11 protein-coding genes are annotated in these 15,698 nt (G+C 38.6%); 4 read left to right on the forward strand and 7 right to left on the reverse strand.

All coding sequences use genetic code 11. The features are described from left to right. Positions 1-146 precede the first annotated feature (146 nt). The gene (ppc, locus tag NBG71_RS17900; protein ID WP_075672985.1) at positions 147-2,783 is read left to right on the forward strand and encodes a phosphoenolpyruvate carboxylase; all 2,637 of its coding nucleotides are present in this window, start codon (positions 147-149) and stop codon (positions 2,781-2,783) included. Positions 2,784-2,844: 61 nt separating this feature from the next. On the opposite strand, the gene NBG71_RS17905 is transcribed toward ppc, so the two are convergent. Genes NBG71_RS17905 through proP form a run of 3 tightly spaced genes read right to left on the reverse strand, consistent with a single transcriptional unit; the run spans position 2,845 to position 6,805 of the window. Then, complete coding sequence (locus NBG71_RS17905) at positions 2,845-3,822, reverse strand: glycosyltransferase (protein WP_099659462.1); 978 nt, start codon at positions 3,820-3,822, stop codon at positions 2,845-2,847. Between the two features lie 39 nt (positions 3,823-3,861). Continuing rightward, positions 3,862-5,292, reverse strand: a complete 1,431-nt coding sequence (gene phrB / locus NBG71_RS17910) for a deoxyribodipyrimidine photo-lyase (RefSeq protein WP_159363714.1) — start codon at positions 5,290-5,292, stop codon at positions 3,862-3,864. Between the two features lie 10 nt (positions 5,293-5,302). Next, positions 5,303-6,805 (reverse strand): glycine betaine/L-proline transporter ProP, encoded by a 1,503-nt coding sequence (gene proP, locus NBG71_RS17915; RefSeq protein WP_075672982.1) that lies wholly within the window; start codon positions 6,803-6,805, stop codon positions 5,303-5,305. Between the two features lie 708 nt (positions 6,806-7,513). Here proP and NBG71_RS17920 point away from each other — a divergent pair. Further along, positions 7,514-8,527, forward strand: coding sequence for a LysR substrate-binding domain-containing protein (locus tag NBG71_RS17920; protein ID WP_159242291.1), 1,014 nt, complete (start codon positions 7,514-7,516; stop codon positions 8,525-8,527). Positions 8,528-8,591: 64 nt separating this feature from the next. On the opposite strand, the gene NBG71_RS17925 is transcribed toward NBG71_RS17920, so the two are convergent. Genes NBG71_RS17925 through NBG71_RS17935 form a run of 3 tightly spaced genes read right to left on the reverse strand, consistent with a single transcriptional unit; the run spans position 8,592 to position 11,037 of the window. Continuing rightward, positions 8,592-9,770: a M20 metallopeptidase family protein gene (locus NBG71_RS17925; RefSeq protein ID WP_075672980.1), complete on the reverse strand. Its 1,179-nt coding sequence runs from the start codon at positions 9,768-9,770 to the stop codon at positions 8,592-8,594. Beyond that, positions 9,770-10,219: a hypothetical protein gene (locus NBG71_RS17930; protein WP_075672979.1), complete on the reverse strand. Its 450-nt coding sequence runs from the start codon at positions 10,217-10,219 to the stop codon at positions 9,770-9,772. Before NBG71_RS17930 ends, NBG71_RS17925 begins: the two co-directional genes overlap by 1 nt. After that, the gene (locus tag NBG71_RS17935) at positions 10,216-11,037 is read right to left on the reverse strand and encodes a DUF3100 domain-containing protein (RefSeq protein ID WP_023583450.1); all 822 of its coding nucleotides are present in this window, start codon (positions 11,035-11,037) and stop codon (positions 10,216-10,218) included. Before NBG71_RS17935 ends, NBG71_RS17930 begins: the two co-directional genes overlap by 4 nt. Before the next feature lie 568 nt (positions 11,038-11,605). Between NBG71_RS17935 and poxB the strand changes: the two genes are divergently transcribed. Beyond that, positions 11,606-13,330: a ubiquinone-dependent pyruvate dehydrogenase gene (gene poxB, locus NBG71_RS17940; RefSeq protein ID WP_075672978.1), complete on the forward strand. Its 1,725-nt coding sequence runs from the start codon at positions 11,606-11,608 to the stop codon at positions 13,328-13,330. A gap of 94 nt (positions 13,331-13,424) precedes the next feature. On the opposite strand, the gene argE is transcribed toward poxB, so the two are convergent. Then, on the reverse strand, positions 13,425-14,588 hold the full coding sequence (gene argE, locus NBG71_RS17945) for an acetylornithine deacetylase (protein ID WP_075672977.1): 1,164 nt from the start codon (positions 14,586-14,588) through the stop codon (positions 13,425-13,427). Positions 14,589-14,688: 100 nt separating this feature from the next. On the opposite strand from argE, the gene argC reads away from it, so the two are divergent. Further along, complete coding sequence (gene argC / locus NBG71_RS17950) at positions 14,689-15,693, forward strand: N-acetyl-gamma-glutamyl-phosphate reductase (protein ID WP_156732974.1); 1,005 nt, start codon at positions 14,689-14,691, stop codon at positions 15,691-15,693. Positions 15,694-15,698: the final 5 nt, after the last annotated feature.

Consider the following 15,698-nt stretch of genomic DNA (forward strand, 5'->3'; position numbering starts at 1 on the left):
TAAGTAAAAAAAGCAGTGTGGCTTATCACAAAAATCAAAATAAAGTCACATCAGAAATGAAAGTTAATTACACAACTGGGAGGACATGACTTTTCTGATAGGAAGAAGCATGTTGTTACCGCCACAAAGACAAGGTCAGGAGTCTTATGAATCAACAATATTCTGCTATGCGTAGCAATGTCAGTATGCTTGGCAAGCTACTTGGAGATACGATAAAAGAAGCACTCGGTGAAGAAATTTTAGATAAAGTTGAATCTATTCGAAAATTATCTAAATCATCACGAGCGGGTAATGAAGTTCAGCGACAAAAACTGTTGCTGACGTTACAGAATCTCTCTAATGATGAATTATTACCTGTTGCTAGAGCATTCAATCAATTCTTAAACCTGACGAATGTGGCAGAACAATACCATAGCATTTCACCTCACGGTGAAGCGGCGAGTAATCCTGTGGCATTGGCAAAACTGATCACCAGACTAAAAGATAAGAATTTTACCGACGAGCAATTAAAAGAAGCGGTAGAGCAAATCTCTATTGAGCTGGTATTAACGGCGCACCCAACCGAAATCGCACGTCGTACACTTATTCATAAGCTGGTTGAGGTAAATACTTGTTTATCTCAACTCGACCACGATGATCTAGCAGATTATGAGCGTACTAATATTATGCGCCGTCTGCGTCAGTTAGTTGCCCAATCATGGCACACTGATGAAATTAGAAAAATTCGCCCAACACCTATTGATGAAGCGAAATGGGGGTTTGCGGTTGTTGAAAATAGCTTATGGGAAGGTGTTCCTGCTTTTTTACGTGAATTTAATGAGCAGCTTAAAGAATCCATTGATTACAACTTACCTGTAGAAGCTTCTCCTATTCGTTTTACCTCATGGATGGGGGGAGATCGTGATGGTAACCCAAATGTGACGGCAGAGATCACACGCCATGCTTTACTATTAAGCCGTTGGAAAGCCGCTGATTTATTCTTAAATGACATTCAAGTTCTTGTTTCTGAGCTTTCAATGACAGAAAGTACACCTGAGCTGCGCGAATTAGCAGGTGGTGCTGAAGTTGCTGAGCCATATCGTGAAATTGCTAAACAATTACGTACTCGCTTACAAGTCACTCGTGATTATTTAGAACAACGCATTAAAGGACAGCAATCTCTACCTCCTGAAGGGCTGTTAATTGATAATGCCCAACTTTGGGAGCCGTTATACGCTTGCTATCAATCACTGACTCAGTGTGGTATGCGTATTATCGCCAATGGGCAACTGTTAGATACATTACGTCGTATTCGTTGTTTTGGCTTACAGCTAGTTAAGCTCGATATTCGCCAAGAAAGTACCAATCACACAGAAGCACTCTCTGAATTGACACAGTATTTAGAGCTTGGTGATTATGCGAGTTGGTCTGAAGAGCAGAAACAAACATTCTTACTTGAAGAATTAAGTTCTAAGCGCCCACTGATCCCAACTAATTGGCAACCAAGTGCAGCGACTCAAGAAGTATTTGAGACTTGCCGTGTGATTGCTGAATCACCTAAAGATTCTATCGCCTCTTATGTGATTTCAATGGCAAAAGTGCCTTCTGATGTATTAGCTGTAAAACTATTACTGAAAGAAGCTGGTGCGAATATTCGATTACCAGTAGCTCCTTTATTTGAAACACTTGAGGACTTGAATAACGCTGAAAGCGTAATGACTCGTTTGTTTGATATTTCTTGGTATCGCGATTTAATTGATGACAAACAAATGGTGATGATTGGCTACTCAGACTCAGCAAAAGATGCGGGTGTGATGGCTGCATCATGGGCACAATATCGCGCTCAAGATGCATTAATTAAGCTCTGTGAAAAATCGGGTGTGACATTAACACTATTCCACGGACGTGGCGGTACGATTGGTCGTGGTGGCGCGCCAGCACATGCAGCATTACTTTCTCAACCACCAGGAAGTTTAAAAGGTGGCCTGCGTGTGACAGAACAAGGCGAAATGATCCGCTTTAAGTTCGGATTACCGCAAGTCACCATCAGCAGTCTTGCTCACTATGCAGGCGCAATCTTAGAGGCGAATTTATTACCACCACCGGAGCCAAAAGCGCCTTGGATTGAGGTAATGGATTCCTTGTCTGACGTTTCTTGTGCAATGTATCGTGACTATGTACGAGGACAAGAAGACTTTGTTCCTTACTTTAGAGCGGCAACGCCAGAAGGCGAGTTGGGTAAACTACCATTAGGCTCACGTCCTGCAAAACGTCGCCCAACCGGGGGTGTTGAAACCTTGCGCGCTATTCCGTGGATCTTCGCATGGACTCAAAACCGCTTAATGCTACCTGCTTGGTTGGGTGCTGGCGCTGCATTACAACATGAAATTGATAGTGGAAAACAAGCGGTATTAGACGATATGTGTGAGAACTGGCCGTTCTTTAATACACGTATTGCGATGTTGGAAATGGTGTACGCTAAAGCGGATTTATGGTTGGCGGAATATTACGATCAACGTTTAGTTGAAGAGCGTTTATGGCCATTAGGATCTAAATTACGTCAACAGCTTTCCGATGATATTAAGAGTGTCTTAGCCATTTCAAAAGATGAGCACTTAATGGCAGATTTACCATGGGTTGCTGAATCTATTGCACTACGTAATGTGTATACCGATCCATTAAACGTACTTCAGGCTGAGTTATTACAGCGATCTCGTACACATAGCGAGTCTGACCCACGTATTGAACAAGCGCTAATGGTAACAATTGCGGGTATTGCCGCAGGTATGCGTAATACCGGCTAGAGTCACCAATATTTAGAAATAAAAACAGCGCTTAATAACAGCGCTGTTTTTTTATGCTTATTTATTTCAAAGATGCGATAAATAAAATGCAGTTAACACGAAAAATAAACCAGCGTTGATGCCAATTATTTACGCCTTTATTGAGAGGGAAAAATAAAGAGTAGGTAGAAAATTGTTTTGCGATTATTTTTTGATTTTTTGCATCACAACATTTACGAAAAAGAATAAAAAAACTGCCTAATTCACGAACTGCCTGTTGGCGGAGTGCTTTTGCTAATAACTGATCAGATTGTTTATCTGCTTCTTTTAATAGCTGTAAGATTATCTGCAAATAACTTTGTGTTCGTTGGGCTTCTTTTTGTTGGTCGGGTTTACGTGTAATAGAGTTAGGATTAGCACAGTAATAATAGAGAGGTTGGTTATCAAAACCTATTCGCTCTGCAACAAGCGCTAATTGCATTGTCCACAAAATATCTTCATGATAAAGACCTTCAATAAATTGAAGTTGATGTTTTTTTATTAAGTCATGCCGAGTTAATTGTAACCAAACGAAATGTGGCCATTGATGTTGAGTAACGGCATGGATGATCCACTCACTACCTTTTATAACTTGTTGATAAGGCTGTCGTTGGTGGATTGGTCTTTGGTGCTTTTTAAGATCACTTGGATTGAATCGTTCACCATTGCCAATTAAAACATCAACGTGTTGGGTAACAGCTAATTGATACCAATGTGCGAGTAATTCAGGCTTAATAAAATCATCACTATCAAAAAAAACTATCCATTCACCTTGAGCATATTTTAAACCCGTATTTCTTGCGCTGGATAATCCTTGATTAGTTTGATGATAAAGCTTCACTCGTGCATCTTTTTGGCAATAAGATGTTGCGATTTCAGCACTATTATCTGTCGAACCATCATTAATAATAATGACTTCAATATCGGTGAAAGTTTGAGTGATCACACTATCCAATAATCTCGTAATACGAGACGCTTCATTAAACATAGGAACGATGACAGAAATTTGGGGTGTTTTCACAATATTGAGCCAGTTATCGATAAATAAAGTTTTACTATCTTACCCTTTTTTTGCTTCTTCATAAGACTCAATCGCTCTTATTCGTGCTTTTGCGTGATCAACTATGGGTAATGGATAATCGAGTGAATTATTAGTTTTTGCTGACCATTCGTGAGGGGTATGAATATATCGATTAGGCACATTGGCGAGTTCTGGAAGCCAATGGCGGATAAATTCACCATCAGGATCGAATTTTCGTCCTTGGGTCGTCGGATTAAAAATTCGAAAATAAGGTACGGCATCTGTTCCTGTTGATGCGGCCCACTGCCAACCCCCATTATTTGATGCGAAATCGCCATCAATAAGTTGCGACATAAAATAACGCTCACCCCAACGCCAATCAATTAACAAGTCTTTGATAAGAAAGCTCGCCGTGAGCATACGTAGGCGGTTATGCATCCAACCTGTCTGGTTAAGCTGTCGCATTGCTGCATCAATAATCGGAAAGCCTGTTAAGCCTTGAGTCCAAGCGTTAAATTCATCTTGTTCATTACGCCAATTAATTTTTTCTGTCCAAAGCTGAAAAGCAATGTGTTTGCATAAATGAGGATTAGCGACAATTAAGTGTTGGTAAAATTCTCGCCAAATAAGCTCGTTAAACCACACAAAGGCACCTGATGTACTGTTTTCTAAGAAATCAGGTTCAGTTTGGTAAAGGCGATTAAAACATTGGCGAATAGATAACAGACCGACAGAAAGGTAGGGAGATAATCGGCTTGTGCCATCAACTGCCGGAATATCTCGCCATTTTGCATAATGTGGAACACTTTCATAGCAGAACTGTTTTAAGCGTTTAAGTGCATCTTCTTCCGTGGCGACAAAAGAAGATGCGTTTGTATTTTCAAGTGAAAAAAGCGGCGCTTTTAAAGGAGATACTGTTTCTTGATGTGCTCTTATTTCTGGGATAGGTAACGAAGCGTTATCTTGTGAAAAAAAGAGTCGTAAAAATGCATTTCTAAAGGGAGTAAAAACCTTATACATCTCCCCTTGTTGTGTGACTACATTACCCGGTGGAATAAACACATTGTCATGATAAGCATAAATGGTTGTTTTATTTTCTAGTAACTCAGTAACTTTTTTATCACGGCGTTGTTCATTAAGGGCATATTGGTGATTGAAAAAAAGCGCGGTAACTCGATGTTGTTGGCAATATTCAGCAACTTTATCGGCTGCATTTGAATAAGTATCGCTAATCACTACTGTCAGTGGAATATTAAGTTTTGCCAGCGATATTGAAAGATCAAGTAAAGCATCATGAATAAACGCCTGACATGACAAAGCCATATTGTGAACTTTCCATTGTTCAGGCGTTACGGTGAAAAGAGCATGCACCTGTGCTTGTTTATCTTGGCAGGCGTTAAAGAGTGCCTTGTTATCCGTCACTCTTAAATCATTACGAAACCAGACTAAATGAACAGAAGACGGGTGCATGTAACCTCTCTTAATCTAACTTAGGATGTTGATCGATTAGGGCTTGGCGTTTTTTCTGTAATGCTTCTATTTCTGCTTCAATATCTTCAACACGTTGTTCGATATTATCATAATGTTCAGACAGAATTTCTTTAGCTTCTGATCTATCCGATGCCGCAGGTGTTGCACCTCGTAAAGGTTTATTTGCGGTTTCGATCATCTTGATACCTGTTATCAAGCCGACAACAGCGACAATCATCAGGTAATAAGCAGGCATATATAAATCACCGGTTGCTTCAACTAACCAAGCTGCCGCTGTTGGTGTTGCCCCTGCAATTAGTACCGAAATATTAAAAGCAATCGCTAATGCACTATAACGAATATGGGTTGGGAAAATAGCCGGCAAAATTGATGCCATAACCCCAGTAAAACAGTTGAGTAGGACGGCAAGAATTAATAGACCTAAGAAAATTAAGCCGATTTCATCACTGTTAATCATCATAAATGCAGGGTAGGCAAGGATAAATAACCCTATGCTACCGCCGATAACAAATGGCTTACGACCAACTTTATCACTCAGTAACCCAATGACCGGCTGTACAAACAACATACCTATCATAATCGCGATGATGATCAGCACACCGTGATCTGCCGAATAATTTAGGTTATGAGATAAATAACTCGGCATATAAGTTAATAACATATAGTAGGTCACGTTAGTGGCAATCACCAAACCTACACAGACGGTTAAGCTTTTCCAATATTTCGATGCGATTTCACGTAATGAAACACGAGGTGGATCTTGGATAGATTTACGGTCGTCGCTATTCATTTCATCAACGTGTTGTTGGAATGCTGGAGTTTCTTCTAAAGCATGACGTAAATATAAGCCGATAAGACCTAATGGTAATGCTAAGAAGAACGGGATACGCCATCCCCATTCATGAAATGCGGTTTCTCCCATAATGGTTGAAATAAGTACAACGACACCCGCACCCATAACAAAACCAGCAATAGAACCAAAGTCTAACCAGCTTCCCATAAATCCACGTTTACGGTCTGGTGAGTATTCAGCAACGAAAATTGCTGCTCCTGAATATTCACCACCAATGGAGAATCCTTGTGCTAATTTAGCGAGTAATAATAAGACTGGTGCCCAAATACCGATGGTTTCGTAAGCGGGGATCAAACCAATGGCAAACGTACTGAGTGCCATTATTATAATGGTGACAGATAAAACCTTTTGGCGACCAAATTTATCTCCTAACATTCCAAATACAACACCACCTAATGGCCTTACAAGGAATGGAACGGAGAATGTAGCGAGCGCAGCAATCATTTGTACGCCAGGTGATGCTCCCGGGAAGAATACTTGACCTAAAACGTAAGCTAGGAAGCCGTAAACACCAAAGTCGAACCATTCCATGGCATTACCTAATGCGGCAGCAGTAATGGCTTTTTTGAGCTTACTATCATCAATAATAGTTATATCATTGATTTGTAGAGGTTTGTTTCTTTTTTTCTTCATTTTCATATTAAGTGACCTTTATTAAGGTATTCGTAATTTCTTGTTATTCAATTAATTAAAAGAAATGAAGTGACTATTTGTTAGCGAGAAGAGTGAGTGATAAAAATTCACTAAAAAACAGCTTACTTCTACCAAAATTAAATAGTGATATTAAGCTAATAGATAAGAGAATATTTATTAAGTATAGATGAGATTGAATAAGATATTAGGATGTTTTCTTCGTTGTTTTGATATAACAAAACATAGCCTCTAAGTATTAAAACGTGATCAATATCATAACGTAATTCTGTATTTCTGTAAAATTTATGGTGTTAGTGATTGTAAATTTGACTTAAGTAAACTAAAAGTGTTTGCAATAAAACAATAAGAGAAAAATTAAAATTTTATTTTAATAACAAGGTATTAGATTGGTTTGTTGTTTTTTGATTCAGGCTAACGCAACTGTATGAGTATTATGCATAATACAAAGGTTGATCGGTAAGTAGAAAATAATAACACCTTATTTTGCTTTATTATTCTTTCGAATAGTTAAAGTGAAAGTGTGGATAATAGAATAGATCTCGCTATTCTTATTATAAAGCTAAATCAAGATAGTATGATGAGATATCACGACAGAGATATTAAAGATAGTTTATCCATTACTCATAGTTAGAATAAAAATTAATAAAATTAATAATTAACCGCGCATTTGTGCAGATTAACCCAGGTACCTCTATGAACATTAATCAACTGAAAAGCTTTGTTGAAGTCGTAAAAAATAATTTCAACATTACTAATGCGGCTGAAAAACTCTATACCTCACAACCGACAATCAGTAAGCAACTAAAAATATTAGAAGATGAATTAAATGTGTCACTGTTTGTGCGTAAAAATAATAACTTATTAGCCTTAAGCCCAATGGGTAAAGAGGTTCATAAAATTGCTTGCGATATTCTTGGGCAGGTTGACCGAATCAAAAGCATTGTGGCTGAAGAAGATCGTAATAAAAAAGTCGATTTACATATTGCAACAACACATACTCAAATACGTTATTCATTACCGAATGTGATTGATCACTTTCGTCGCTATTACCCTAATATTTCTCTACATTTTCATCAGGGGGCACCTGCTCAACTAGCAGAGATGGTTAAAAATGGCGATGTGGATTTTGCTATCGCAACAGAATCTATGCACCTTTATGAAGATCTCATTACACTGCCTTGTTATCGTTGGACTCGCAGTTTATTAGTCCCTTATGACCATCCTCTTGCTTTATTGAAAGACGATGAGCAGGTTACCATCGAGCAAATGGCAGAGTATCCGCTGATTACTTATGTTTTTGGTTTTACAAGGGGATCTAAATTAGACAAGGTATTTTATAAAAATAATCTTAAGCCTAATGTGGCGTTAACAGCGACGGATACGGAGATTATTAAATACTATGTTAAGCGCCATTTAGGCATCGGTGTTATTGCGGCAGCCTCTTATGATGAGACAGAAGATGGTGGTGCATTAAAATGTATTAATATCGATCATTTAGTGCAACCGAGTTATACCCATATCTGTGTTAGTAAACACACCCATATGAAAGATTATATGCATGAGTTTATTTCTCTCTATGCGCCACATATTGATAGAAATATTATTCAGATGCCTGAGCAATGGGAAACCCAATGGCACAGTAAAGAGGTATACCAAGGATTACCTGATTTACGCTCAGTGAATGTGAATAATAGAGTTGTAGAATAGATATCAAAATAAAAAAACCCGTTGTTGCGGGGGCAATAACGGGCTTAGGGCAGAATAATCGAGATTAGCGAGTCAGAATATTAACAAAAATCTGAGCACCGACTAATAAACAATCATCATCGACAAAATAAGGATTTGCGTGAAGGTAATTATTAATACCCTTCGCTTGATTACCACTTCCTAAGAAGAACATTGCACCGACTTTGCCTTTTGTGGCGTTAACCATATAGCTAAAGTCTTCACTACCTGTCATTGGCTTACCGTTCGATTCAATATTTTCTTCTGGTAAGAATTTACGCATCGCATCTAATAAACGCTGATGTGCAGTTGGGTGATTCACAACAGCAGGGTATCCGCTATAGCTTAATGTTGTTTTAAATCCGCCAGCTGTACTGCGTGCAACGATTTCATCAAAACTTGCTTTCAGCACTTGGTCGGTATTTTCATCCATAGAACGGATAGTACCGCGAGCTTGTACGTGATCAGCTAATGCATTAGGGATTGTTCCCCCATTGATCATGCCACAACCAAAGACAGCAGGGCTAAATGGATCTGTTTTCTTCGCAACAACGTAATCCATGTAATCAATTAAGCGTGTTGCTTCACGAATAGCATCTAAACCTTTGTGTGGTGTTGAACCATGAGCAGAAACACCATAAACATCTAATGTCCATGCTGAGCCATAAGATGACATCACACCATCATTAAAGCGAACACAACCTGTTTCAATCGCTGCATCATTATGAAGTGCGTAAGTTTCATCAACGCCCTCCATGCAGCCGAGTTCAACCATTTTTTCAGCGCCAGGTACACGCATATCTTCTTCAGCCATTTGGAAAATAAAGCGAACGTTCGAGCTCATCTCTTCTCTATTTTCGGCAAGATATTTAGCACTGGTTAATGCCATAGTCATATGAGTATCGTGACCACAGTTGTGTGCACAACCTTGGTGAACTGAACTATGTTCATTATTCGTTAAGTCTGGCATTTCTAATCCGTCCATATCAGCACGGATAGCAATTAATGGAAATTCAGAATTAACAATTAAGTCTGCTGTGAAGCCAGTATATCCATCAAAAGTTTTAATTTGATAACCAAAACTTTCCATTAATTCACGACAGTATTTAGATGTTTTATATTCTTCACCTGATAGCTCAGGTATTTTGTGTAAGTCTTGTCGTGTTTTTTTACTAAAGTCATTTAATTGAAAGAGTTTTTCACTGACATTGTAAATATTATTCATTAGATAACTCCCTGCATAGTAAATCCAATTTGCGCGACGATTGATGCTCCAAAGAAACAACAAGTTGAAACAATCATGAAAATAAGAATAACTTTCCATGACATTTTCTTAAGTTCTTCTAATTGACCACCAACAGATAAACCAGCAAATGCTAATAAAGGGACACAACAAGATAAGAAAGAAACTTTACCAATAGAACTAATAAAGAAATCTCTTACCGGAGTTTCGGGTAAACAAATAAGTATCCCGATAATTGTTGCGTAAGCAAATGTTGGTAAAGATGAAGGTAAATAATGTTTTGCAACGAGTGAAATAAATACCACTAATGACATAGCAATAAAGCTATCCCACATTGCATAAAGAGCGATCCCTGATGTTAACGTCTGAGTAAACATTGCCAGTAAAATAGCAACGAATACAAATTTCATATCAATAATTATATTTTTCATGCAGTTTTGCCTCTGGTGAAAATTTTATAAATTTTTTCTGAAAGAGGTAAACCTAAATAGGTTAATGACAGTGCGCCTAGTGCTGAAGATAATAAGTTAGATGCAGCAGCAACACTCAATACTTGCTGTGCTAATGCTTCATCAAGACCATTAATTAATGCGCCTGATGCAGCACTTAACATTGAACCTGAACCCACTCCAGAGCCTGCTGCAAGCGCAAGTGGATGCAATCCTGTTAATGGAGCAATACTGCCTAATACGCTAAACCATAAAGTACCGATAACAGAACCACATAAATAAATGGCTAATACACCAATATATTCCTGAGAGCCTGTACCAAACTTACCTTGAATAACAGCAATAGAAGGTTCACGGCTAATAGATGAACAAGCACCAATTGCACGACGACCAAATCCAAATTTAATGGCTAATGGAACTGCAATTAATACTGGTAATAAGTTTCCGAGTTCCTGAACAAATAAAGGAATACCGACACTTAAAATCATTTTAATATTAGGAACAATCATTCCTGCATATTGTGTACCTAAAATAAGCAGGCTGAAACCTACCATTTTACCGCAGAAGCCTTCTTCTTTTTCTGTGAATAATTTACCCCATACTTTAATTTTTTTACGGGTAAATCCAGCAGATATACACATACCAATAATTACAGCAAATAGCATTGGTAAAATAGGTATTACCGCAATGCCAATCTTAATTTCTTTTTTACCAATGACATATTGTGAAATAAAAATTAAGAAAAGGACTGCCAGAATACTAATAAAGAAAACCTTTATCGGACTTCTACTTTTGTCCATCCGTTAATCTCCGTTGAAAAATAATCAGGCTTTATTCTAGAGGACAAAAAGCAAAAGGTAGCGTGACCAATGTCATGTTTATTTCATACCTCTTTTTCATGTGGCATGAAATAATACAATGGTGATAAATTTATTAACAAATAGAAGAAAGTTAAATTTTTTAATAAAGACAGTGGGTAAGGCTGAAATGAGTCAGCTTAATTGTTAATAAAGATGTGAAGAGAAAAATAATAATTAAAAATTATTTTAATTATTAAAATAATCCTATAAATAAACTTTGTCTACCACTTAGTAAATAATAATACGTTATTAATGAGATATATTCTTATTTGGTGCGGTTATTATAAGTTTAATGAATGTATTTGGAAGTGATATTTTATTTTTACATTTTTATCAGTGCTTACTTTATCACGACAGTGACATTATAGTGATTGGTGTTATTCTTTATATTTGAGTTAGTGAGATGATTTTCTCTGCAAGCTGGTGAGGAAAAGAAACAGAATATGGGAAGGAGATAAGTGTAGCTTGCAGAGGTGCAATTTACCCAAAACTGAGGAAAAATATCACCATGAGTAAGCAAACCGTTGCAACTTATATTGCTAAAGTACTCCATAATGCAGGTGTAAAACGTATTTGGGGCGTAACAGGCGATTCTCTCAATGGATTAAGTGATAGCTTGCGAAAGATGGGAACAATTGAGTGGATGGGAACCCGCCATGAAGAAGTCGCGGCATTTGCCGCAGGGGCAGAAGCAGCAGTTAATGGCCAATTAGCGGTTTGCGCTGGCTCTTGTGGACCGGGAAATTTACATCTTATCAATGGGCTTTTTGATTGCCATCGTAATCATGTTCCTGTGTTAGCCATTGCTGCGCATATTCCTTCTGCTGAAATTGGTAGCAATTACTTTCAAGAAACACATCCTCAAGAACTTTTTCGCGAATGTAGTCATTACTGTGAGTTAGTCTCAAATCCAGAGCAGATCCCTCAAGTGCTAGCCATTGCGATGCGAACCGCTATTTTGAAAAAAGGGGTTGCAGTTGTTGTATTGCCGGGGGATGTTGCACTAAAACCAGCCCCAGAAGATGCGCATGAAAATTGGTATCCGTTACAATTTCCACTCATCATGCCTAATCGTTTCGAAATTGAAAAACTATCCGATGCACTGAATAATGCAAAAAATATCACCTTAATGTGCGGTGCAGGATGTGCTCAAGCTCACGATGAAGTGATTAAGCTGGCTCAAACCTTAAAAGCCCCTGTTGTACACGCATTGCGGGGGAAAGAGTACATTGAGTGGAAAAATCCCTATAGTGTAGGAATGACTGGGCTAATTGGTTTTTCATCGGGTTATCATGCGATGGAAAATGCCGACACTTTGGTGTTATTAGGTACGCAGTTCCCTTATCGGGCATTTTATCCATCAAAAGCCAATATTATTCAAATTGATATTAATCCAAGCAGTCTTGGTTCACATTGTCATGTCGATATGGCGATGATTGGCGATATTAAAGCAACACTAAATGCGATACAGCCTCGTTTAAAAGAGAAAACAGATACCACTCACCTTGACGCTTCATTAAAACATTATGCCAAAGCACGGCAAGATCTAGATGCACTTGCACAACCCAGTGAGCGTGAACTTATTCACCCACAATATTTAGCACGTCGATTAAGTGAACTAGCAAATGATGATGCCATTTTTACCTGTGATGTTGGAACACCAACAGTGTGGGCAGCTCGTTATGTTGGAATGAATGGAAAACGTCGTTTACTGGGATCGTTTAATCATGGTTCTATGGCAAATGCGATGGCTCAAGCTATTGGTGTGCAGGCGTTAGATAGAAAACGCCAAGTTGTAGCAATGTGTGGTGATGGCGGATTTACCATGTTAATGGGTGATTTTATCTCATTAGCTCAAATGAATTTACCAGTCAAAGTGATTATTTTTAATAACAGTGTATTAGGTTTTGTCGCGATGGAGATGAAAGCCGGTGGTTATTTAACGGATGGCACGGATTTACATAATCCAGATTTTGCTGCTATTGCCAATGCGTCCGGTATTAAAGGTATTCGAGTAGAAAAAGGTGAAGACTTAGATAATGCACTTAAAGAAGCCTTTGAACATGATGGTCCTGTGATTGTAGATGTAGTCACTGCAAAACAAGAGCTTTCAATGCCTCCTGAAGTGAAGTTTGAACAAGCAAAAGGTTTTAGCCTGTATATGATGAAAGCGATTATTAATGGTAGAGGTGATGAAATTGTTCAACTAGCCAAAACTAATTGGTTACGCTAATCGCCTACCTGCAACTTGAATTATTTAGAGTATAAGTACAAATCGTAAATCAATAGGCCAGACCCTATCAACATAAGCTGATAGGGTTTTTTCATTATTGAGTTTTCTCTGTTAAACAGAAGTTTTCAATTAATTGCCCCATTAATTCACGCGTTGGCTCAATAAATGCCATATCAATAAATTCATCAGGCTGATGTGCTTGTTCAATAGAACCTGGGCCTAAAACTAAGGTAGGGCAGAGATCTTGAATAAACGGCGCTTCAGTACAGTAATTCACTGTTTGCGCTTTCTCACCTAATAGTTTTTCGATCACCGCGACCATTTTGTGATCGGTTGGGCATTCATAACCCGGAATAGGATCGTGTAATGCCTCAACACTTAAACGACCCGGCCAACGTGCTTTGACTGGGGCTAATGTTTCGTGAAGTAAATCATCCAAATCTTGCAGCGTTAATCCCGGCAATGGGCGAATATCCATATGCAATTCACAGCAAGCACAAATTCTATTTGCTGCATCACCACCATTAATATAGCCAAAGTTCATCGTAGGATAAGGGATAACAAATGCAGGGTTGTTATAGCGAGTTTTTAACGTATCGCGCAGTGTACTAAGGTGAGTAATAGATTCATGCATCAACTCTATCGCATTTACGCCTTTTTCTGGATCACTAGAGTGTCCTGATTGTCCAGTAATACGTATCGCATTTGATAAATGCCCTTTATGTGCACGGATAGGTTTTAGCGATGTGGGTTCGCCAATAATGGCAAAATCAGGACGGATTGCCGTATTAGCAGCAAAATAACGTGCCCCTGCCATAGAGGTTTCTTCATCAGCGGTGGCGAGAATATAAAGAGGGTGAGTTAACGTCTTAGTGTCTACATCTCGCAATGCATCGAGAATAAAGGCAAAAAATCCCTTCATATCAGCAGTGCCTAAGCCATATAACTTATTTTCTTTTTCTGTCAGTGTAAAAGGATCTTGCGTCCAACGACCGTCATCAAACGGTACTGTGTCTGTGTGGCCACAGAGCAATAATCCACCTTTTCCCGTTCCTAATGTTGCTAGAAGGTTAAATTTGCCTCGTGTTTCAGGTACAGGTTGAATCTCAATTGAAAAACCTAATGTTTCCAACCAATTAGCAAGTAAGTTAATCAGTGCTTCATTACTTTGATCGTTTTTAGCGTCTGTAGCACTGATAGAGGGTGTTGCAATTAATTGACGATAAATCTCAATAAATGTAGGTAATTTAATATTCACTGTTGACAGCCTTTCTTCATAATAGTATCAATATTCATGCACTTTTTTTGAATAAAAATACATTAATCGGTTTGTGTTCATAGTACAAGGTAAGAATGACATGTTAAATACTCTGATTGTAGGAGCAAGTGGTTACACTGGCGCTGAATTAGCCGCCTATCTTCAGCAGCATCCTCATGTGAATTTGAGCAGACTGATGGTATCAGCTCAAAGTGCAGATGCAGGAAAGTGCTTTTCTGAACTTCATCCACAATATCGTGGTTTAGTGGATCTACCACTTGAGCCGATGGTTGATGTTGCTAAAGCTGCTGAAAACATTGATATCGTTTTTCTCGCAACTGCTCATGAAGTCAGCCATGACATTGCCCCAGTCTTTTTAGAGCAAGGTTGTGTGGTATTTGATTTGTCCGGCGCCTATCGAGTACAAAACAAGCATTTTTATCAACAATACTATGGATTCGAGCATAAGAATACTGATTGGTTATCACAGGCCGTTTATGGATTAGCTGAATGGAATGCCGACATTATTAGTCAGGCGCAATTAATTGCTGTGCCGGGTTGTTATCCAACCGTCTCTCAGCTGTCACTAAAACCTTTAGTGGAAGCGGGACTTTTAGATATAGCACAGTGGCCTGTTATTAATGCGACTAGTGGTGTGAGTGGTGCAGGTAGAAAAGCGTCCTTAACCAGCAGTTTTTGTGAAGTGAGTTTGCAACCTTACGGCGTGTTTACTCATCGTCATCAACCTGAAATTGCAACACATCTGGGTATTGATGTGATTTTTACACCTCATTTAGGCAATTTTGCGAGAGGGATCTTAGCCACTATCACCTGTAAGTTAAAAGCAGGCGTGACACAAGAGGATGTAAGACAAGTCTTTGAAGATGCTTATCAAGATAAACCATTAGTACGTGTTTATGAAAAAGGATTGCCTGCATTAAAAGCCGTTGTAGGAACTGCATTTTGTGATATCGGATTTGCTCAGCAAGGTGAACATCTGATTGTGGTAGGTGTTGAAGATAACTTGCTGAAAGGAGCTGCTGCACAAGCAGTGCAATGTATGAACATTCGGTTTGGTTTCGCTGAAACCGAATCACTTATTTAAATAAT

The sequence above is a fragment of the Proteus sp. FZP2095 genome, from assembly GCF_023701425.1.
GTDB lineage: Bacteria > Pseudomonadota > Gammaproteobacteria > Enterobacterales > Enterobacteriaceae > Proteus > Proteus cibarius.